This is a genomic window from Bradyrhizobium sp. (assembly GCF_035935975.1).
Classification (GTDB): Bacteria; Pseudomonadota; Alphaproteobacteria; order Rhizobiales; family Xanthobacteraceae; genus Bradyrhizobium.
Map to the genome: position 1 here is coordinate 325,793 of NZ_DASYWN010000024.1, position 21,502 is coordinate 347,294.

Annotated in this window: 18 protein-coding genes; 5 read left to right on the plus strand and 13 right to left on the minus strand. The window is 65.4% G+C overall.

Annotated elements, in window-relative coordinates; genetic code table 11:
• Positions 1–233 precede the first annotated feature (233 nt).
• The 3 genes from VGR99_RS13170 to VGR99_RS13180 all read left to right on the plus strand — a co-directional run bounded on the left by VGR99_RS13170 (position 234) and on the right by VGR99_RS13180 (position 3,406).
• Entirely contained in the window at positions 234–2,249 is a 2,016-nt protein-coding gene (locus tag VGR99_RS13170) for a hypothetical protein (protein WP_326898796.1), read from the plus strand.
• A 90-nt stretch (positions 2,250–2,339) separates the two neighbouring features.
• Positions 2,340–2,681, plus strand: coding sequence for a hypothetical protein (locus tag VGR99_RS13175; protein ID WP_326898797.1), 342 nt, complete (start codon positions 2,340–2,342; stop codon positions 2,679–2,681).
• Positions 2,682–2,782: 101 nt separating this feature from the next.
• Positions 2,783–3,406 carry a 2OG-Fe(II) oxygenase family protein gene (locus VGR99_RS13180; RefSeq protein ID WP_326898798.1) on the plus strand — a complete coding sequence of 208 codons (624 nt, stop codon included), beginning with the start codon at positions 2,783–2,785 and terminating at the stop codon, positions 3,404–3,406.
• Between the two features lie 10 nt (positions 3,407–3,416).
• Here VGR99_RS13180 and VGR99_RS13185 read toward each other — a convergent pair whose 3' ends face one another.
• Together VGR99_RS13185 and VGR99_RS13190 are read right to left on the minus strand one after the other, a co-directional pair.
• The gene (locus tag VGR99_RS13185) at positions 3,417–6,050 is read right to left on the minus strand and encodes a spermidine synthase (protein ID WP_326898799.1); all 2,634 of its coding nucleotides are present in this window, start codon (positions 6,048–6,050) and stop codon (positions 3,417–3,419) included.
• 151 nt (positions 6,051–6,201) lie between these two features.
• The gene (locus VGR99_RS13190) at positions 6,202–8,394 is read right to left on the minus strand and encodes a TonB-dependent receptor (RefSeq protein WP_414645118.1); all 2,193 of its coding nucleotides are present in this window, start codon (positions 8,392–8,394) and stop codon (positions 6,202–6,204) included.
• Positions 8,395–8,781: 387 nt separating this feature from the next.
• Here VGR99_RS13190 and VGR99_RS13195 point away from each other — a divergent pair, with 387 nt between their 5' ends.
• On the plus strand, positions 8,782–9,405 hold the full coding sequence (locus VGR99_RS13195) for a hypothetical protein (RefSeq protein WP_326898801.1): 624 nt from the start codon (positions 8,782–8,784) through the stop codon (positions 9,403–9,405).
• Between the two features lie 192 nt (positions 9,406–9,597).
• On the opposite strand, the gene VGR99_RS13200 is transcribed toward VGR99_RS13195, so the two are convergent.
• The 11 genes from VGR99_RS13200 to VGR99_RS13250 all read right to left on the minus strand — a co-directional run bounded on the left by VGR99_RS13200 (position 9,598) and on the right by VGR99_RS13250 (position 20,460).
• Complete coding sequence (locus VGR99_RS13200; RefSeq protein WP_326898802.1) at positions 9,598–9,885, minus strand: YciI family protein; 288 nt, start codon at positions 9,883–9,885, stop codon at positions 9,598–9,600.
• A gap of 64 nt (positions 9,886–9,949) precedes the next feature.
• Complete coding sequence (locus VGR99_RS13205; RefSeq protein WP_326898803.1) at positions 9,950–10,924, minus strand: sugar ABC transporter substrate-binding protein; 975 nt, start codon at positions 10,922–10,924, stop codon at positions 9,950–9,952.
• A 42-nt stretch (positions 10,925–10,966) separates the two neighbouring features.
• Positions 10,967–11,944 (minus strand): ABC transporter permease, encoded by a 978-nt coding sequence (locus VGR99_RS13210; RefSeq protein ID WP_080139777.1) that lies wholly within the window; start codon positions 11,942–11,944, stop codon positions 10,967–10,969.
• Positions 11,941–12,891: an ABC transporter permease gene (locus VGR99_RS13215; RefSeq protein WP_326898804.1), complete on the minus strand. Its 951-nt coding sequence runs from the start codon at positions 12,889–12,891 to the stop codon at positions 11,941–11,943. The genes VGR99_RS13210 and VGR99_RS13215 overlap by 4 nt, the downstream gene beginning before the upstream one ends.
• Positions 12,884–14,407, minus strand: a complete 1,524-nt coding sequence (locus VGR99_RS13220; RefSeq protein ID WP_326898805.1) for a sugar ABC transporter ATP-binding protein — start codon at positions 14,405–14,407, stop codon at positions 12,884–12,886. The genes VGR99_RS13215 and VGR99_RS13220 overlap by 8 nt, the downstream gene beginning before the upstream one ends.
• A complete protein-coding gene (locus VGR99_RS13225; protein WP_326898806.1) occupies positions 14,404–15,798 on the minus strand; it encodes an FAD-linked oxidase C-terminal domain-containing protein in 1,395 nt (464 codons plus the stop codon). The genes VGR99_RS13220 and VGR99_RS13225 overlap by 4 nt, the downstream gene beginning before the upstream one ends.
• 60 nt (positions 15,799–15,858) lie before the next feature.
• Positions 15,859–16,743 (minus strand): intradiol ring-cleavage dioxygenase, encoded by an 885-nt coding sequence (locus VGR99_RS13230; protein WP_326898807.1) that lies wholly within the window; start codon positions 16,741–16,743, stop codon positions 15,859–15,861.
• Positions 16,744–16,757: 14 nt separating this feature from the next.
• A complete protein-coding gene (locus tag VGR99_RS13235) occupies positions 16,758–17,660 on the minus strand; it encodes an NAD(P)-dependent oxidoreductase (protein ID WP_326898808.1) in 903 nt (300 codons plus the stop codon).
• 22 nt (positions 17,661–17,682) lie between these two features.
• On the minus strand, positions 17,683–19,056 hold the full coding sequence (locus tag VGR99_RS13240) for an amidohydrolase family protein (protein ID WP_326898809.1): 1,374 nt from the start codon (positions 19,054–19,056) through the stop codon (positions 17,683–17,685).
• A 4-nt stretch (positions 19,057–19,060) separates the two neighbouring features.
• Positions 19,061–20,140 carry a maleylacetate reductase gene (locus VGR99_RS13245; protein ID WP_326898810.1) on the minus strand — a complete coding sequence of 360 codons (1,080 nt, stop codon included), beginning with the start codon at positions 20,138–20,140 and terminating at the stop codon, positions 19,061–19,063.
• Positions 20,137–20,460 (minus strand): Dabb family protein, encoded by a 324-nt coding sequence (locus VGR99_RS13250; protein WP_326898811.1) that lies wholly within the window; start codon positions 20,458–20,460, stop codon positions 20,137–20,139. The genes VGR99_RS13245 and VGR99_RS13250 overlap by 4 nt, the downstream gene beginning before the upstream one ends.
• Before the next feature lie 107 nt (positions 20,461–20,567).
• On the opposite strand from VGR99_RS13250, the gene VGR99_RS13255 reads away from it, so the two are divergent.
• Entirely contained in the window at positions 20,568–21,491 is a 924-nt protein-coding gene (locus tag VGR99_RS13255; protein WP_326898812.1) for a LysR family transcriptional regulator, read from the plus strand.
• Positions 21,492–21,502: the final 11 nt, after the last annotated feature.

A 21,502-nucleotide genomic window follows, 5' to 3' on the forward strand; every position in this document is an offset into this window, starting at 1 on the left:
TCGTCTTCTATCGCTCACGACGCGCGGGAAAATGCAACAGGCAAATGCAAGAGACAAGATGCCGCACCGTCAGTGCGGGCCTGCGTTGGTCGAACACAAATCTTTCACGAAGCTGTATCGGAACTCTGGTCTCTATCGCGACCGTAGGGAGCCGCTGACGCGGTCAGGCCACCCGGTCTTCAATCCCGGCACTTCCGTGCATTCGCGATATCTGACTTGAAATGAGGGGCGACATGTTTCCATCTGGCAAGACAATCCTATTGACCGCCGCTTCGGCATCGCTGGCGCTGACGCAGAGCGCTGCAGCCGAGGGCTTTGGGCACAACGAACGCCGCGGCAATCCGTATGTCGCCGGTGACATGCACAACCACAATACCTGCACGGACGGCTCGGTTGCCGCCGGCTACACCATCGACCGCGCCGTCGGGCGCGGCACCGCGTCCGCGGGTGGCAACAATTTCGATCTCGACTGGTTCACGCTCGGCAACCACGGCGGTTCCGGCAATCGCGACTGCCGCTTCAGCGACACCAGCGCCAATCTTCCGGGACAGACCACGACGACCTGGAGCCAGACGCTCGGCCAGACCATCGACGGAATCACGATCAGCAGCCTGAAGGGCACCCCGAACGGCTCCGGCTCCGGTGCGCAGATGTGGCGCTGGCAGTCGATCCGCGAGATCGAGTATCCGACCATCGTCGATCGCTCGGCGAAGTACGACAAGGTGCTGATCGAGGGTCTTGAGTGGATCGCGCCTGGCCATGAGCACGTCGACGTGGCCGTCATCACCGGCCAGCATCCGATGCACAAGAAGAAGGGGCCCGGCAACGCGGACAAGATGGCGGAATTCGAATACCGCTTCGACCGCGCCGACACCGACGCGATCGGTCCCGTCATCGACGCCGGCGGCAATCAGCTCTGGCCTGGCAAGGACAACGTCAACAACACCGGCACCGCGGGCCACCAGAAGGCGCTCACCGGCGTCAAGTGGCTGCAGGCGAACTATCCGCTGCAGTCCTACATCATCCCGACCCACACCGAGCGTCAGGGGCCGTTCAGCGCGACTGCCAACAAGGGTTACAACATCGAGCACTTCCGCGACTTCAACAACGCGGGCCCGACGGTTGCGTTCGGCATCGAATCGCCCGGTCACTTCGCCGAAGGCGGAGCCACCGGCGGTTCCGGCTCGTACACCACCAGCGCGGTCGGCGGCGGTACCTACGGCATGAGCGGCATCTACACCGCGAAGGTCGGCGGCCTCTGGGACGGACTGCTTGGCGAAGGTCGCAACTTCTTCATGTATGTGAGCTCGGACTGGCACAGCCGCGGTGCGGGTGGTGCACGCGACTCCTTCACGACCGCCGACTTCATCCCCGGCGAGTACACCAAGCTGTATGTTCCGAATGCCGGTCGGTTTTCGTCGCAGCACGTCATCGACGGCATGCGTTCGGGCAACTCCTACTCGGTCAACGCCGACCTGATCGGGCCGGACATGGTGTTCCGTGCCAAGACGCGCGGCGACGACTGGAAGACCATGGGCGAGACCCTGGTCGTGCGGCCCGGCGAGAAGATCACCGTCGAGATGGAGCTGACTGTCCCGAAGGAGAACAACAGCCCCTACAGCTTCAACAACCCGCTGTTGCTGCCGGTGGGCATCAAGCAGCCGCTGAACAAGCCGACGCTCGACCACGTCGATCTGATCACCGGCCAGATCACCGGCGTCGTTGCGCCTGACGCGGCCAATTACGCGGTGGCAAATGCCGCGGGCACGGCCGGTGCGGCGATCGTGTACAATCCGTCGGCGACCATTGCCCGGCAGATCTCCTCGGAGCAGATGCAGCGCGAGCATCGCGGCGACCGTGATGGCGTGCGGCTGCGGTTCACGACGACGTTCGTCGCCGGTACCAAGCCGTTCTACATCCGTGCGCGCGGAACCAACATTCCGAACGGCACTCCGAACGTTTCCGACACCGCCGGCAATCCGCTGCTCGACGCGAACAACGCGCAGGTCAGCTGCACCGATCCGGCGTGCCCGACGCATCTGGAGACCGTGAATGGCGCCAAGAAGGTGACCCACGACGTTCAGGCCTATTCGAACGTCTGGTTCTACGCCAACCCGATCTTCATCCGTCCGGAAGGTTCGCCGAAGCTTCTGGTCGAGACCAATGCCGAGCTGGCGCGCAAGCTCGGACAGCGGGCTGACAACGATCACGATCACGACCACGACGATCATCATCACGACCACCACTGACGTGATGTGAGGCCATCCGGCGGGGCGCAACGATCGGTGCGTCCCGCCGTACTCTTTTTGAAGCGGGCTCATGCCCCCGGCACGACTGACATGCATCTGTTTCGTATCACCTTCTGCGCACTGAGCCTGTTCGCAGGCACCGGCGGCGCCGTGGCCGCCCCCGCTGCCGGCGTCCCCGTCTCGGAGGAGCCGACCCGGGAAGAATGCAACGCTGCGGTTGCTGAGGCGCGCGCATTGGCGACAAGTTTGCCGGCCGACCATCTCTCGCGCTATTTCGCCGAACGGCACCTGCACCAGGCGCTGGTCGAAGCCGGTAACGGCGAGTTCGACGAATGCCTCGACATGGCGGCGCGTGCCTCCGACGAGGTGCGCGAACGGCGCCACGAGCTACGACCGGGCGAGACGCTGAAAGTGCTCGGGGCCGACGATTAGCTGGACCTGAGAATTTTGCAGATCCGGCGCGCTGTCATCGCAACGTCATCTTTGCCCGCGCATTGTCTGCCCGCGTTTCAAGAACAGGTAGACGTTGCGACATGGATCAGATCGAGCCGCTTTTTCCGATTCCGCTGCTGCGCTCGCCGGGGCTGCTTCCGCCGGCGCTGAACGAAGCCGCCGTGGCGGCAATCCGGGACACCAAGATCGAGGGCAATCTGCGGTCGGGCCAGCTCTTCCACACCGAGGTCGCCGACCCCCGCGATAACGAGCTGTTTCGCCAGATCGCCGAGCTTGCGGTTCCGAAGCTGGTCGATTTCGGCGTCCTTCTGTTCGGCGAGAAGCTGCGCTGGACGGTCAAGGAGATGTGGACCAACATGCTCGAGACCGGCGGCAACCAGACCCTGCATTCGCACGCCAACAGTTTCGTCTCGGGCATCTTCTATCTGACGCCCTCGCATCCGGCCTGCAAGACGGTGTTCGTGCGGCCGCCGGGTGGTTTCGATTTCTCCTTCCGGCATCACACGCGGAGCGCCGCCATTGGGCCTTACAATGCCGGCAAGTACGCCCTGCCGGAGGCGGAGCCCGGCGATCTCGTGCTGTTTCCCAGCTACCTCTATCACGAGGTGCCGAGGAATCAGGGCGGGCAGAGAATCACGATCGCCTTCAACGCCATTCCCGATCATCTCGACTGCTGGGGCTATCGCATCAACTTCGCGCCGTAAGGCCCGTCGATCACTGGTTTCTCAGGCCGAATTCGCGCAGCAGCAGATCTCGCGCCTCGCGGCGTGACGGCGCTGCCTCGTTGATCTTGCGCAGCAGGCGTGCGGCGGCGGCGCGGTCCGAGCCGAGCAGGGATCGCGCCATGCCCATCAGCGGCGCATAGGCCGGATCGAATTCGGGGCTCAGGCGCAGCGCCTCGATAAGGCCCGGCGAAGCCGCTTCGATCAGCGCGGCGCCACGCGGATCGCCCGGCAAGGACGCGCCGGCTTCGAGAAAGCGGTTGCGCGCGGCCCAATAGGCGCTGAGGCGCGCGCCCAGCGCCTCGCGCTCGGCTGCGCGCGCGAGCAGCTCATTCGGATCGGAGCGAATGTCTTTCGTGACAGCAAGCAGCAGCGACCAGGGGGCCGCCGTGAGCGCACGGACGTTGCGCCGGGCATCGAAGGTCACGAACGGATAGTCGTCCGTGTTGCGCGGGCCATCGCCGGCGAACGCGGAGAGCGCGTGCGGGCCTGCCAGATATTGGCCGAGGAGATCGATCGGTGCCTCGAACCCGAGCGGGCGGACGACTGATACGGTCGCGGGATCACGAAGCCGCGCGGCGAGCGCCTCGGTGTCGAGACGGCCGCTATCCCGCGTTCCAATCAGCGCAAGCATCGGCGTGCGGACGCTGTAGTGATTGAGCCAGGCCGAGCCGTCGGGATAGACGTCGAGAAAGCCACGGACGATCGCGCGCAGGGAGGGCAGGTCGAGCTGGTACAGCGGCAGCCATTGGCAAAAGATGCCCCCAGGCGCCAGCCTGCGTTTCACGGCTGCGAAATGCTCCACCGTGTAGAGCGCGCCGCTGCCGTCGAGCGCGGGATGAAACAGGTCGGCGATGATCACGTCATGCTGGCCCGTATCGGCCGCGACGTAGCGGCGGGCATCCGCCACGGTCACCCGCGGCATTGACGCCGGTGCCGGATTGACGAACCAGGGCAGCAGTTCCACCACTTCGCGGGAGAGTTCGACACCCCGCGCGCTGACGCCGGGCATCTGCGCCCCGCCGACAATGGTGGCGCCGGTGCCGATGCCGAGGAACAAGGCGCTGCGGGGAGCCTGGTGAAGCAGAAGCGGCAGCATCGCCTGTCGGTAATCGGACCGCGTTGAGCTCGTTCCGCCCATGCGGAAATGCCCGTTGATCTCGAGATAGCGCGTGCCCGCGGCGTCATCGACGACGCTCGCCGTCGCCATCGGCCCTTCACGGACCGCAAGCAGCGTTCCACCGGCCGGCACGCGCGTCAGCGATGGCGCGGGATTGAGCCACAGGACGAGCACGGAGATCGCCGGTGCCGCGGACCACAACAGCGCCGATCGGCCGGGCGGCAGCAGCAGGAGATAACCCACCGCAACGGTAAGCAGCGCCGTCCATGCACCGAGGGTCGGGATCAGGAATTGCGCTGCCAGCAGCGGCGCGATGCAGGCGCCAAGGCTGTTGATGCCGATCGCCGATCCGACGGAACCGCGCTGGTTGCTCACCCGTTGCGCCAGCAGGCCGAACAACGCGCCCATCGCGGTTGCGGGCACCAGGAACAGCGCGATCGCCACGGCAAGCTCACCGTAGATGTCCGCAGCCGATACGGCTTCGACCAGCCGGCCGGCATAGGGTGCAAGCACCGCGGTCGCGATGCAGGCGAGCGCTGTTGCGGCGAGCAGGCCACGGAGATTTCCATCATCTGCATCTCGTCCGCTCCGCTGCCAGAGCAGGCTCCCCGCCGCGGTGCCAAGCAGATAGGCAGCCAACAGTCCGGCGAAGGTGTAGACGGTGTCCTCCATCACCTGCGCGGCGAGCCGGACCACGAGGACCTCGAAGGTGATTCCCAAAAGGCCCGTGGCGAACAAGGTGATCGTGAGCCGCAAATCGCGAATTCGCTCCGGCCGCCGTTCCCGGGCATCAGCCTTGCCCGCCGCCGATCCGAGCGCGAGCGCGCCGATGGCGCAGAATGCGTTGACGCCGGCGAGGCTGATCAGCGTTCCCGAGAATCCGAGCGCTGGTATCAGCAGAAATGTTGAGGCGAGGGTGCCGGCCAGAGCTCCGGCCGTATTCGCCCCATAGACTCCTGCCGTGACGCGGGCCTCGCCGCGTGCGTCCCGCATCATCCGTTCCAGGGCAGTCAGCGTTCCGCCCATCGCCATCGTTGCCGGGAGCAGTACGAGGGTGGGCAGCGCCAGGCTGCCGGCCCAGAGCAGGGCAGCGGACGGTTCGGTGCCGAGCAGGGGAGACAGGGCGCGGCCGGCCGCGGGCAGCAGCCAGACGCTGATCAGGCCCCACACCGCGATGACCGCTTCGAGCATCGCATAGACGCGCCACGGCGATGTCGGGCGGCGGATCGGCCCATCGAGCGCGAATGCGCCCAGCGCAAGGCCGCCGAAGAACCCGGCAATGACGCCAAGCACCGCCATCATCTCGGTGCCGAGCGCGAGGCTCAACTGGCGCGTCCAAACGATCTCGTAGCCAAGGCCCGCAAAGCCTGATGCCGTTACGATCGGCACGAGGGCCCAGGCGCGGCTTGCAGCCTGACGCGTCCGCGCCGGTGCGACCTCGTCCTGGGCCGCGCCGGCGAACCGGTCGGCCGAAGCGATCGCCATGCTGTCCGGCTCAGATTGCATTCCCCTCACTCCTGTTTCGAACGCGAACCGGCTGTGTGGGTCGCATCTTGCTCCGGTCGAGCCGCTGGTCGCGGCTCGATCAGAGCATTTGCTCTATGTCAGATTTTTTCAGGATTTGTGACGGCCGGTCAGTGCCCGCCGTCGGTCGCGGTCAGAACCGTGCCGCCACCGTCAGCCGCACCGCGAGGGGCTCGGCCGGATGGACGTGACGATCGGCAACGCCTTCGATCGGCTCTCCCGGCAAGCGCGACAGATAGTAATATTCGATCTGGTTGGTCTGGGCGTTGAAGAGGTTGAGCACGTCGAGCTGGACCCGCAGGCCATTGTCGAATTTGTACCCGGCGCGCGCATTGAAGATCAGCGACGACTTCGAACGGACGCTGTCGTCCTCGATGAGGGGACGCGGACCGAAATAACGCGCCTTGAGAGCCCCGAACCAGCCGGTGTCGCCGCCCAGCGTGATCGCGCTGCTGGCCACCCATGCAGGCGCGCCGGGGATTCGGGATCCGGCAGGGTCGTAATCGGTGAAGCGCGCATGGGTCTGGGCGACGTCGAGATCGACCGTCATCCACGGCAGGGGCTTGTACGTGTTCGTCCACTCCACGCCGACGCGGCGGCTGGGCCGGCTCGGCTCGGTGGTGCCGGCGTCGCCGACGAACAAAAGCTCCGAGTCGAAATCGAGCACGAACACGGCGACCGTGCTGGTGAGACCCTCGATCGGCCTGGTGCGGATGCCGACCTCGGCGCCGCGCGAGCGCACCAGCAGCGGCACGCGGTCGAGCGGGGTCGTCTTGTCGTTGGGATCGACGGTGATGGTAGCGCCGCGGATGTCGTTGCTGTGCAGGCCGTAGCCGGCATTGCCGTAGAATTCGGTCTTATACCAGGGCCCGAGCACGATGCCGGCCTTCGGGCTCGCCATCGACGCCTGCGCATTGCCCGAATTCTCCGGCGTATCGCTGAGAACGTGTCCGGCGAAGAAATCCTCGCGGATGCCGACCGTGGTGCGCAGCCAGTCGTTCCAGCGCGTGGTGGTGTCGGTCCACAGGCCGACATTGCCTTCCTGCACACGGTCATCGCGCACGGTCGAGAGCCATGTCCGCTGCTCGGTCTTGAACAGGCCGACATGGATGTCGTCATAGCGGGTCCGCACGCCGACGCGGGTTTGTGACTCGAGGCCGCCGAAGCGCCAGTCGAACGCATGCCGCGCATCGAAGCCGCCGAGCGTACGACCGTCGAGCTGGCTGAACTGGTCGCCGTTGACGGGGTTGCCGAGAAAATAGGTGAAATTGTTGAACAGCCGCAGGTCGGAGCGCACCACATAGGCGCCGACATTGGTCTGTCCGTAGGCGCTCGATTGCGCCCAGTTGCCCGACAGGCTGAAGCGGCTGGAGGTGCCACCGTCGGTCGGATCGAGCGTGCCGAGCCGGTTGATCAGGCCCTGGTCGATCGCGCGTTGCGGGACCTGGTCGGTCGAATTCCAGCCGTTGGAATAAGCCATCGCCGTCAGCGTCAAACCGTCGGTCGCGGTGCCCTGGCTGTAGCGCAGGACGCCGTTCAGCTTGCGCACATCGTCGGGCACGTCCCACGGTCCGTCATATTTGTTGGCTTCGAACGCCGCCAGCAGCGTGCCGGCCCCCACGGCGGTCGATCCCGCCGCCAATGCGCGGCGATAGCCGAAACTGCCGAAGGTCATCTCCGCGAAGTTGTTCGGCAGCTTGTTGACGTAGTTGATCGCCACGGCGCCGGCCGAGGCAAAGTCACCCTGATCGGCGAAATACGGTCCCTTGCGGACGTCGACGGACTGGATCAGCTCGGGGATCAGGAAATTGATGTCGGCGTAGCCTTGCCCATGCCCGTGGGTCGGCATGTTGACGGGCATCCCGTCGACACTGATCGCAAGATCGGTGCCGTGATCGAGATTGAAGCCGCGCAGGAAATATTGATTGGCTTTGCCCTCGCCGGAGTGCTGCGTGACGATCAGGCCTGGCACCACTTCCAGTGCCTCGCCGGGCCGCGAGAACGGGACCGCGTTGACCTCCTTGCCGCTGATGCGCGTTGCGCTGGCGGCAGTGGGTTGCAAAGCCGGGGCTCCGTCGGGCGCTGCGCCGCCCGCACCGGCGCCCTCGGTTGGACCGTCCGCGCGGGCGGCAGTCTGACTGCGAGCACCCGCGCTTTTCGGTGGTTTCTTGCGGGCGTGCCGATGGGGATGCGGATGGTCCGGCGCCGCGACGGAGATAGGCGGAAGCTCGCCGGGCGCGACCGCGCGCTCGTGGGCTTCGGCCGGGAGTGTACACAGGGCGGATGATGCGGCGGCGGAAAACAGCCGCAAAAAGGTTCTACGCATCACCACGTCTCTGCACCACAAGCATTTCAATTCAACAGAGCCGGACTTATGCCGGATGAGTATGACGATTTAGCAACAAGATCATACTGGCCTCCGGCGGCCCTGGGCAATGGCAAAATCGCATCGGGCCAGCGAGGCGTGTTGCACGCCATTTGCCGGCAGAATAGTTCGTTGAAACATCGGCCAGGTGACGGCCGCTTCGCACGGGTGTCACATGGGCGGCTGATAAGCCTTGTTCTCCTCGGTTTTATGCGCGACGAGTCCCGCTTGTCGAACGCAGGTTGCCGACTTTTCCTGACTGAGAAATCTTGCGCGTTGCTGTCGCCGATGACGAGGGACATGAGAGGACATCGGGCGATACGACGGCTCCCAGCATGGCTCGTGTCCATGCTGACGCCGTTGCTCGTCGTTTCCGCCCCGACCTTCGCGCTCCCCGCGGATTTCGCCGATGTCGATGTGCCAGGCTTCACCGAGACGGGGCCCGGCCGCCCGCTTGCGGATATTCCTGCAGCATCAGTTCCGGTTGTAAATCCTGTGGTGCCACGCTCTCCGTCTTCCGTTCCGCGTGAGGCGATGAAGGGCAATCCGCTCTGGACGGTCCCTCTCGCAATACTGTCGGAGACGAGCGAACGCCCGATCTTCTCGGCCTCGCGGCGGCCGCCGCCACCCGTGGTTTCGGCGTCCGTGGCAAACGCGCCACCGCCACCGCCGCCAACGCCTCCACAAGCGGAGCTGCATCTGGTGCTGATCGGAACCGTTATCGGCGGTGATCAGAGCATCGGGATCTTCTTGGACGAGAGCAGCAAGGCGACACTGCGCCTCAAGCTCGACGCCGACTATCAGGGTTGGCAACTCCGCTCGGTGCATCGCCGTGAGGTGATCATGGCGCGCGGTGAGCTGACCGAGACGCTGGAGCTCACGAAATCAGCCGGTGGTGCACCCGCAACCGGGACGGCAGTTGCGGAAACTAAGGCGACGCGAGGCAGTTCGCACACGGCGCAGTACGACTGATTGAGCCAGTCGCTCGGTCCTTCGCACCATCGGGAGATGATTGCATTCTGCTCCTGTTTCGCCCGACGAGTCAAACTCGGGGGCGTCGCGAATCTGGTTGCGAATTCGCCAGTCGAAACAACCTCATGGCTACTGTGCATGGGGTTGTTTTCGCACTTTTTGGTTTGGCCTCAGCCTTTTTTCGGTTTGGCCTCAGCCTTGGCGGCGCAGGAAGCCCGTGATCGTGACCTTCTCCCAGATGCCGGCGGCCGCGAAGGGATCGGCGCGGTTGAACGCCTCGACTTCCGCACGACCGGGCGCCTCGATCAGGAACAGGCTGCCGATCATGGTCGCGCCGTCGTCGGAAACGAGCGGTCCCGACATCACGATCTTGACGCCGAAGGGCGAGGTGTCGCCGAGGAACGCCTTGTGGGCGTCATAGTTGGCGAGGCGGGTGGGAAGCGCGCCGGCGCGGTCGACGGCGTGGATTGCGAAAAGCATTGTGTCTCCATTGTCTCGGGACGGCCGCGCGCGCGGCCGTCCGTGTTTGTCGTGCTTGGTTGATCTACTTGGCGCCGAGCTTGCCGGCTTCCTCGAAGGTCGGGCAGGTGCGTTGCTCCAGCGGCACGTCGAACGGCTGGTAATTGTCCTTGGTGATGACGGTGGGCTTCAGCACGATCTCGTTGATAACGGGCTGGTTGCGCAAGGAGCGAACCGCCATCATGGTGCCAAGGCAGCCCTGCGCAAAGCCGTTGTAGTCGCCGCTCGCGAGCAGCTTGCCGGACTTGATCGCGTCGATCGCTTCCTTGGTGCCGTTGATGCCGATCACCTGCGCCTTGCGGTTGGCGCCGTCGAGCGCCTCGATCGCGCCGACCGCCATGGCGTCGTTGGCGGCGAGCACGCCGTCGATCTGCGAGTTCGACTGCATCAGATTCTCCATGACCTGGAGCGCCTGCAGCCGCTGGTAGTTGCCGGGCTGCGAGGCCAGCAGCTTGGCGCCGGGGGTCTCCTTCAGCGCGTCGTTGAAGCCGCGGACCCGGTCGACATTGGTCAGCGAGCCCTTGACGCCCTCGATGATGACAATGTTGCCCTTGCCGCCCAGCGTCTTGAGCAGGAAGCGCGCGGTCTCCAGCCCAAGGCTGTAATCGTCGGCGCCGACGAAGGACAGGAACTTTCCGCCGGCCGAGCGGTCGGTGATGTTGACGACGGGGATCTTGGCCTCGTTGATCTTCTCGACGCCCGGCACCATCGCCTTGTAGTCGACCGGCGTGAACACGATCGCGCTCGGCTTCTTCACCACGACGTCCTCGATCTGGCTGAGCTGCTCGGGGATCGAATCCGGCTTGGTCGGGATGTATTGCAGCGTCTTCGCATTCAGCGCCTTCGCCATGTTGTCGGCACCGACACGCACCGTCTGAAAGAACGGGTTGGTCTGGTTCTTGGTGAAGACGGCGATGGTCTCGCCGTCAGCGCGCGCCTGCGTGGTGAACGCGGCCGCCATCAGCAGCGGCACCGCGAGATAGCCCAGTTTCTGTTTCATGTTACCTCCATCCCTCATTCTGCTTGTTGGATTTTCAAGAACTCATTGCGCGCGGCGGCGGGTCTTCATGTCGAGCCAGACCGCGAGAATGACGATGATGCCGGTCACCAGCGGCTGCCAGTTGGCGCTGACCGAGAGCAGATTCATGCCGTTCAGCACCAGCGTCAGGATCAGCGCGCCGATGAAGGTGCCGAACACGGTGCCGACGCCGCCGAACAGCGAGGTGCCGCCGATCAGCACGGCTGCGATCGCCGGCAGCGTCAGGCTTTCGCCGATGTCGGCCTCGGCGGAGTTGAGCCGCGACAGGAAGATGATCGAGGCGAGCCCGGCCATGGTGCCGGAGACCGCGTAGACCAGCAGCAGGCGGCGAGCGACCGGAATGCCGGAGAGGCGGGCCGCGACTGGATTGGCGCCGATCGCATAGATCTCCTGGCCCCAGATCGTCCGCTGCGCGAACAGCGTTCCGATGCCGAGGAACACCAGCAGCAGGTAGACCGGGATCGGCAAGCCGAACAGATAGCCGCTGCCGATCTGGCGGAAGCCTGCCGGGAAGCCGTGCAGCGTCTCGCCCGCCATGTACCAGTAGGTGAGGCCGTTCAGCACCCAGAGCATGCCATAGGTGGCGATGAAGGAGGGGATGCGCAGCGCGGTGACCATGATGCCGTTGAGGAGGCCGACGATGCCGCCGCAGGCCAGTCCGGTGAGGATGCCGAGCGCCGGCGAGCCGGTCTTGTGGATCACAGTGCCGGCGATGCAGGCCGACAGTGCGACGTTGGCGCCGACCGAGAGATCAAGGCCGGCGGTCAGCACCACCAGCGTCAGGCCGGAGGCAATGAAGAAGGTCAGGCTCGCCTGCCTCAGCACATTGAGGATGTTGCCGAGGCTGAGGAAGGAATCGCTGAGCACGGCGAGCACCGCGCAGATCAGCAGCGCCGCGAGCAGGCGGTAGAACACCTGGATCGCGTCCTGCGACAGGAACGAGCGGGGCGGCATCATCGCCTCTTTGGAGATGTCGGTCATGCGCGGCTCCGGAGGCCGTCGAGGAACAGGGCAACGATGACGAGGACGCCGACGCTTGCGACCTGCACCGAGGACGGCAGCGAGATCAGGTTCAACCCGTTGCGCAAGATGCCGACGGAGAGGACGCCGAGCAGGGTGCCGAGCAGCCAGCCATTGCCGCGCTCGAACGAGGTGCCTCCGACCGCGACGGCGGCAATCGCGTCGAATTCAAGCCCGAGGCCGGCGGTGGGATGGCCGGAGTTCATCCGCGCGGTCATCAACAGGCCCGCAATGCCGGCCATGGCGCCGCCGATCGCGTAGACCGCGATCAGCAGCTTGTTCGGCGAGAGGCCGGCATAGCGCAGCGCCTCGCGGTTGCCGCCGAGCGCGAAGATGTAGGTGCCGAAACGCGTATGATAGAGCAGGCCGTGGAAAGCCGCGTAGGTGACGAGCGCCATGACGATCGGCACGGGAACGCCGAGCAGCGTTGACGAATAGATATCGCGCACGCTGTGGGGGATGCCGACGACGCTCTGGCCGTCGCTGACGATCAGCGACAGGCCCTGGGCCATGCCGAGCGTGCCCAGCGTTGCAACGAAGGGCGGGATACCCAGGATCGCGACCAGCCAGCCATTGACGACGCCGAAGGCCGCGCCGACCAGCAGACCGGCCCCTAGGCCCAGCAACATCGAGTGGGTCGCGAGCGAGACGATCGCGACGCAGAGCGATGTCAGAGTCAGCACCGCGCCCATCGACAGGTCCAGCCCCTCGGTCATGATGATCAAGGTCATTGGCAGCGCGAGCATGGTCAGGATGGTCGACTGCACCAGCACGTTGGAGAGGTTGGCGACCGAGAGGAAGCCCGGCGCGATGGCGCTGAACAGCGCGATCAGCAGCACCAGCACGATGGCAACGCCTGGAATGCGTTGCAGCGGATTGGGTTGAGAGACGACCGCGGCCTCACGCATGATGCATCCCCAGTCGCACGATGTTCTCCTCGGTGAGTTCATTACGGGTCAGGTGCCCGGCAATGCGTCCCTCGCGCATCACATAGGCGCGGTCGCAGACATGGCAGATCTCGACCTGCTCGGACGAGATCATCAGCGCCGCCGCGCCTTCCGCCACCAGCCGGTCGATCAAGGCAAAGATCTCCGACTTGGCGCCGATGTCGATGCCGCGCGTCGGCTCGTCGAAGATGAAGAGCTTCGAGCCGGCCGCCAGCCATTTGCCGATCACGACCTTCTGCTGGTTGCCGCCGGAAAGCAGGCCGACGGTCTGGCGCGCGCTTGGCGTCGCAATGCGCAACTGACGGATCAGGGCGTCGGACGTGCGCTGCGCCCTGCGCTGGTCGAACAGCCCGCTTGGGAACAGTTTTTTCAGCGCCGACACCACAAGATTGTCGCCCACGGACCGGAGCAGCGCGAGGCCTTCGCTCTTGCGGCTTTCCGGGATCAGCGCGATGCCGCGGCGGGCGGCGAGGTCAGGCTCGCCGGAAATGCTCTTGCCGTCGAAGATAATCTCGCCGGAGCTGACAGGATCGGCGCCGAAGATCGCGCGTGCAACCTCGCTGCGACCGGAGCCGACCAGGCCGCACAGGCCGACGATCTCACCCCGGCGCACCTCGATATTGATGTCGGAGATACCGGTCGACGCCGACAGACCTTTGACCTCGAGCAGCAGCTCGCCGGGCTTGTCGGCAAAGTTGCGAGGGTAGGTCATGTCGACGTTGCGGCCGACCATCATGCGAACGAGCTGGTCCGGCGTGACGTCGGCCGGTTTGACGCCGTCGATGCGGCGCCCATCGCGCAGCACGGTGATGCGGTCGCCGAGCGCGAACACCTCGGCCATGCGGTGGGAGATATAGACGATCGAGACGCCGTCGGCCTTCAACCTTGCGATCAGCGCGAACAGCAGCTCGGTCTCACGGTCGGACAGCGCCGCGGTCGGCTCGTCCATCACGAGGATGCGGGCGTACTGGCTGATCGCTTTCGCGATCTCCACCATCTGCTGCTGCGCCACGCCGAGCTTGTCGATGGTGGTGGTGGGATCGATGTCGAAACCGATCGTGTCGAGCACGCGCCTGGCGTCGGCCAGAATCCGGCGGCGGTCGATGGTGCCGGGAATGCGGCCCTTCGGCTCGCGGCCGAGGAAGATGTTCTGGGCGATGTCGAGATAGGGGACCAGCGAGAATTCCTGGAAGATCACGGCAATGCCGAGCTTCTGCGCATCAGCGGTCGAGCCGATAGCGACCTTCTCGCCCTTGTAGTAGAACTCGCCGGCATCGGCGCGGTAAGCGCCGCACAGCACCTTCATCAGGCTCGATTTGCCGGCGCCGTTTTCGCCGAGCAGCATGTGGACTTCGCCGGGATAGACCGCAAATGATACATCGTCCAGCGCCTTGACGCCGGGAAACTCCTTGCTGATGCCGCGCAGCTCCAGCAGCGGCGTGGGCGAGGTGACCTCGATCGGGAGCGCGTCGCTCATGCCTTGGCTCCGCTCGCAAAAATCTTGCCGGGGTTCATCAGTCCATTCGGATCGAGCGCGGCCTTGATCGACCGCATCACATCGACGGCTTCGCCGAGCTCGTCGGCGAGGTAGTCGATCTTGCCGAGCCCGATGCCATGCTCGCCGGTGCAAGTGCCGTCCATGGCGATGGCGCGGGCGACCATGCGGGCCTGCAGCGCCTTGGCGGCTTCGGTCTCCTCGGGCTTGGCCGGGTCGATCAGGATCAGCATGTGGAAATTGCCGTCGCCGACATGGCCGACGATCGGCGCGGTGAACCCGTGCTCGTCCGCGTCGCGCCGCGTCTCGGTCAGGCATTCCGCGAGGCGCGAGATCGGCACGCAGACATCGGTGATCACCGCGCGCGCGCCGGGACGGAGGCCCAGGCCCGCATAGAGCGTGTTGTCGCGGGCATGCCAGAGCCGGCTGCGGTCCTCCGGCGCCTTGGCCCAGGCAAAACCGTGGCCGCCATGGTCGGCGGCGATCGCCTGCGCCGCCTCGGCCTGCTCGGCGACCGAGCTCTCGGAGCCGTGGAATTCGAAGAACAGGGTCGGGGCCTCGCGATAGCCGAGCTTGGCGTAGGCGTTGATGCCGCGCATCATGACATCGTCGAGCAGCTCGATGCGCGCCACCGGGATCGCGGACTGGATCACGGAGATGGCGGTGTCCACGGCATCGTGCAAGGTGTCGAAGCTGCAGACCGCGGCCGAGATTGCCTGCGGCACGGGGTGCACTTTCAACGTGATCTCGGTGATGACGCCGAGCGTGCCCTCCGCGCCGACGAACATGCGCGTCAGGTCATAGCCGGCAGCCGACTTCCGTGCGCGCTTCGCGGTCCGGATCACGCGCCCATCGGCCAGCACCACCTCGAGCGCCATGACATTGTCCTTCATGGTGCCGTAGCGCACCGCCATGGTGCCGGAGGCGCGCGTCGACGTCATGCCGCCGATCGAGGCGTCGGCGCCGGGGTCGATCGGGAAGAACAGGCCAGTGTTACGCAGCTCCGCATTGAGCTGTTTGCGCGTGATGCCCGGCTGCACCACGACATCCATATCGCTGTCGTGCACGCTGAGCACCTTGTTCATGCGCGCGAAGTCGAAGCAGACGCCGCCCGCGACCGCCGCCGCGTTGCCTTCGAGCGAGGTGCCGGCGCCGAAGGGCACGATCGGCATGCCCGCACTCGCGCAGAGCTTGACGATCTCCGCGACCTCCTGCGTCGTCTCGGGGAACACGACGATGTCGGGCGGCAGGTTCCGATAATGCGACTCGCTCTGCCCATGCTGATCGAGCACGCCGCGCGCAACGCTCGCGCGCGGGCCGATCATGCCGGTGAGGCGTTCGGCCAATATGCTTGTGCTGACCCGCGGTCCCATCCTTGGCTCCCGTCTGCTCCCTGTCGCCGGACTCTTGTTGGTCCGTCGCCGTTCAAAGTCTTAAGCGGCTCTTGCGTTGCTCGCGACCTGCTTTAATCCGAAATCGTAGTTGAGGTGAAAATAGTCGCTCTCCACCATGCGACCATCCGGCGCACGGCCGGCAGGATGACGGACAAATTCGCGGATCAGGCTGTCCTTGACGCCGAACACCACGTCGCTGTCGAGATATTTGTCGCCGGCGACGAACACGTGCGTCACGAGCTGCTCGAAGCCGGGCGCCGAGATCATGAAGTGCACATGCGCGGGGCGCCAGGGATGGCGGCCCTGCACCTCGAGCATGTCGCCGACAGGGCCGTCATGCGGAATGGGGTAGGCAGCCGGCTTGATCGACCAGAAATGGAAGCGGCCATTGGCGTCGGTGTGGAAGCGCGCCCGCATTGCGAGATCGCCGATGTCGTCGAGTTGCTGCACGTCGTAATAGCCGTCATCGTCGGAGTGCCAGACATCGACGGTGGCGCCCGCCAGCGGCTTGCCGTCGACCGTGGATACCGAGCCGGTGACCAGCATCGGATCGCCCTCCATCGGGCCGGAGATATCGGCGCCGCTATCCTTCTCCGGCGCGGCCTGGACGAAGAACGGGCCGAGCACGGTGGTCTCGGTCGCGCCCTCCGGTACCGGATGGTTGATCGCGTCGACCAGCATGGAGACGCCGAGCGTATCCGACAGCAGGATGAACTCCTGGCGCTTGTCGTCGCACATGTGCCCGGTGCGGGTCAGGAAGTCGATGCCGTATTCCCATTCCTTCTGGGTCGGCCGCACCTCGCGGACGAAGGCATGGAGGTGGCGCACCAGCGCTTCGCTGACCTGCTTGATGCGCGGATCGGTCGCGTCCTTGATCCGCTCCAGCACCGCGTCGGTGATCGTGTTCTCGTTGAAGTTACGCATTGTGATCTCCGCGATCAGAGTTTGGGTTCGCCAAGCCCGGACAACCGTTCCAGGTGCTTGACCGTCGCGATGAAGTCGGTGTCGCCATCACCCTGCGCGACCAGCGAGCCATAGGTCTCGCGCACTTGGGCGGCGAGCTGAAGCGGTACGCCGACGGCGTGGCCGGCCCCCAGGATGAGGTCGAGGTCCTTGGCCATCTGCTTGCAGGAGAAGGTCGATTCGAAGTCTCGGGTACGCAGCGGTGCGGTCTTGTACTTCACCATGGGAGAAGCGACCGCGCTGTCGTCGAGCACCTTCAGAATATCTTGCCAGGCGATTCCGCCCTTGCGCGCCAGCGCCAGGCTCTCCGCCATCATCGCGGCGGATACGGCAATCATCAGATTGACCGAAAGCTTGGCATAGCGCGCTTCCTCGGCCGGCCCGAGATAGGTCTGGGCGCGGGTGAAGGCGGCGAACAGCGGCTTTGCGGTCTCGAAGGCGTCCTTCGGCCCTGAGACGAAGCAGGTCAGCGCGCCAGTGTGAACGATGCTGGCGTTGCCGGAGACCGGCGAACGAAGGTAGGCGATCCCGCGCGCCTGTGCCGCGGCCGCCACTTCGGTGGAGGCTTCGACGCTCACGGTGCTGGTCTCGATCAGAACGGTGCCGGGCGTCATCGCGGCGATGAGACCGGTCGTGCCAAGCAGCGCGCCACGCAAGGCCGTGTCGTCGGGCAGAGATGTGATGACAGAAGCCTTGCCGCTCACGGCTTCGGCCGGCGAAGCGGCAATCGAAATGCCCTGGGCGCGTGCCTCGCTGATCCGCGCTGCGCTCTGGTCGAACGCGGTCACGGCATAACCGGCCTTGGCGACGAGCGCCGACATCGGCAGGCCCATCTTGCCGATCCCGATGAAAGCGACGTTCTTTGCAGTGTTTGTCATTGGTCTGGTCCGTAGGCGCCCTTCAGGCGGCGCGTCCTTGTCGTTCGATGTTCTGAACCAGCCGCCGGCCGGATTGCGCCAGCAGCTCCTTCTTCGTCTCCAGCCCTTTGACCAGCAGCCGTCCGTTCCGCTTCTTCCAGGTGCCGCCGATCATGACCGCCTCGATGTTGGCGAGGCTCGTCTGCATCACGACGGTCGCGACGGCATCGTGCACCGGATGGAGATTGAGATCGGAGGCGTTGATGATAACGAGATCGGCGAGCTTGCCGGGCGTCAGCGACCCGATCTGGTGCTCGCGACCGAGCATGCGGGCGCCTTCCGTGGTGATCCAGCGCAGCGCCTCGCGCACGGGGATCGTGGTCGTCGCCGGAATGGTGCCGCTGACCTTTCGCGACTCTGCGTTGTCGAGCGCCCGCTGCATCGACAGCGCGACGCGCGCGACGGAGAGGAGGTCGCCGGCCAGCACCGACTCAAGGTCGATGCCGATCGTCGGTCGCACGCCGCGCTTGAGCAGCCGTCCGGTGATCGGAAAGCCGTGGCCCTGGATCATCTCGTTCTCGGGCGTGACGGAGAAGGACACGCCGAGATCGACGAGGCGATCGAGCAAATCATCCGGCAAGTCATTGCCGTGAACGATGTTGATGCCCGCGCCGACCAGGCCGGCCTCGATCAATTTCTCCCAGCCGCCAGGCGTTTTGGCCGGGCCACCACCCTGGTGCATCGAGGCGATCAGGTTGAGTTCGCGCGCGAGACGGAAATCGTGCATCGCGACGTCGAGCGTCGAATAATGCGGACCCAGGATCGCGAGCCCGAGCGTAACGAGGCCGTCGCGATCGGCGAGGGGGCCGGCCAGCAGCCGCTCGACCTCGCGGCGCGGATGCGGGATCTCGGAGAAATGCGGCTCGCCCGGTTTCGGCTCCGGCTTGGGCGAGCCGTGGAAGAAGGCGGCGCGGATGCCGCTCTCGATCAGGCCGCGCACGGCCGCGTCGGTGTGATCGGGTGTCGGATTGTTGTGGCACCAGTCCACCAGCGTGGTGGTGCCGCAATTGATCTGGTTCAGGGCGCCGACGAGGGTCGCGATATGAATGTCCTCGGGCCGGAACACGGTGGCGAGCCCGGCATGCATGCGGCGGAAATATTCCAGCAGCGTCCAGTTGGCGGCATAGCCGCGCAAGGCCGTCTGCCAGGTGTGCATATGCGCGTTGATCAGGCCCGGAATAACGATGCGATCCTTGCCGTCGATGATCTCGGTCTCGGCCGCGCCGCTGCCGATGTCGATCGACGGACGCACGTCGACGATGCGGCTTCCCTCGACCAGCACGTCGCCGGTGCTGAGGTCGCCGATCGCGTCATCCATGCTGATGACGGTGGCCGATCTGATCAGCGTGCGCCGCATCGTCTTACGCCGCCGCTTTGACGGCGCCGGGCGGCTCGCCGGCCCAGGCGCGCGCGATCAGGTCGCGGATGGCATTGCGCTCAAGCGGGCGCGGGTTCCAGTAGGCGTTGGTGACGGCAAGATCAGCCGCCTTGTCGATGCCGCTCTCGGGCATGCCGACATCGCGCAGTGCAACCTTCGCACCCAGCCGCTTGGCAAGTTCGAAAAGTCCCTGCGAGGCATCGGCAGCACCGATCGCGCGCGAGATGCGCGTCATCGCGTCGGGCACGGCCGGCGCGTTGTAGGCGAGCGCATGCGGCAGCACGATAGTATGCGTCTCGGCATGCGGCAGGTCGAAGGTGCCGCCGAGCGTATGGCAGAGCTTGTGATGCAGCGCCATGCCGACGGTGCCGAGGCAGACGCCGCACAGCCAGGCGCCATAGAGCGCTTCGGTGCGGGCCTCGCGATCGTCGCTCTTCACGGCAATGGCGGGCAGGGCGCGGGCGAGGGCGCGGATGCCTTCTTCCGCCATCAGCGATGTCACAGGATTGGTGTCGCGCGCATAGAGCGCTTCGACCGCATGCGCGATCGCGTTGATGCCGGATGTCGCGGCCAGACTCGCCGGCAGCGTCAAGGTGAGATCGACGTCGTAGATCACGGTCTCCGGCAGCACGGCCGCATCGCGGACAGTGGTTTTCAGGCCGTTCTCGGTCTGGCCAACGATCGGCGTCATCTCCGAGCCGGCATAGGTGGTGGGGATGCAGAGCTGGTTGACGCCGGTGCGCAAGGCCAGCGCCTTGCCGAGCCCCGTGGTCGAACCGCCGCCGAGCGAGACGACGCAGTCAGCCTCGAACGCTTTCATCGCGACGAGCGCGCGCTCGGTAACCTCGACCGGCGTGTGCATGGTCGCGCCGGGAAAGATGCCGGCATAGAGCGGGCCGAGCGCGGTCCCGAGGCTCTTTCCTTGCGCCTCCTGCTGCGGCGTCGTCAGCACCAGCGCGCGCCTGCCGCCGAGCCGCTCGATCTCGGCTTTCGCGCTCGCCAGCGTTCCGCTGCCGAACACGACGCGGCAGGGCAGGTTTTCAAAGGTGAACGAACCGATCATGCGCCGGTCTCTTTGATGGGATAATCGACCTGGAAGCGTCCGATCCGCAAGTCGCCGAGCGCCTCGCGAACGCGCAAATGTTCCGGGTGGTTGGCATAGGCCGCAAGCGCAGCCTGGTTGGTAAACTCGGAGAACAGCACCACGTCGCAGGCATAGTCGACCGCGCTGACGTCCATGCCGACTTCGATATGGGTGAGGCCGTCGATCCGCCCCTTGAGACCCTCGAACAGGGTTTTGACCTTGACCCGGGCGGCGGACCGCTCCTCGGGGGTCTCCCCGCGCAGCCGCCACATCACGATGTGCCTGATCGGGCCCGACATTTCCTGATTTCCTCGCCTGCCATTGTGCTTTGTTGAGGCTATTTTGCCTTGCAGAAATCGGAAATAAAGGACAATCTTCGCAAGTCTCTTTTCCGTATTCTGCAAAAATGGACCGGCTGCTCCAACTCGAAGTCTTCTCCAAAACCGCCGAGCTCGGCAGCCTGTCCAAGGCTGCCGAAATCCTGCGGATGTCGAACGCGGCCGCCAGCCGCCATCTCAGCGCGCTGGAGGAGCGGCTTGCGGTCCGGCTGATCGAGCGCAACACGCGCCGGCAATGGCTGACCGAGGCAGGGCAGGAGCTGTTGCAGCGCTGCAGCACGCTTCTGAACGAACTCGCCGAAGCCGAGGATGCCGTTTCCGACCGCGCGCTGTCGCCAAAGGGCATGCTGCGCGTGACGTCTTCGCTGTCCTTCGCGATGATCTATCTCGCGCCGATGCTGCCGGCCTTCCGCGCGCTCTATCCCGATCTCAGCGTGCAGATCATCAGCGCGAACCGCTATCTTGATTTCATCGAGGCCGGCATCGACGTCGCGATCCGCACGCGCGAGCACGAGCCGGATTCCAACATCGTCGTCCGGCGCATCGGCCAGATGCACCGCGTGCTCGCGGCTGCTCCGTCCTATCTGGAGAAGCACGGCCGGCCGGAGCAGCCCGCCGATCTCGCCCGCCACAACATGCTGATCTACAATCTCGCCAACGATCCCTATTCGTTGCGGCTGAGCAAGGGCAGCACGACGCAGACGATCCGGGTTGCGCCGACGCTCGACAGCAATGACGGCCAGATCATCTGCGGCGCGGCGCGTGCAGGGCTCGGCATCCTGATCCAGCCGCTCTACATCGTGCAGAGCGACATCGCGGCCGGCCGGCTGGTGCCGGTGCTGATGGGCTGGGAGCTGCCGTTGCTCACCATGAACATCGCCTATCAGAACCGCGTCAGGCTGCCCGCCAAGATCAGGGTCTTTTCCGACTTCCTGGTCAGCTATATTCGCGAGCATTCGCCGCCGGGCATCTGGATCGACACGGCGAAGTGAGCGGAGAGCAT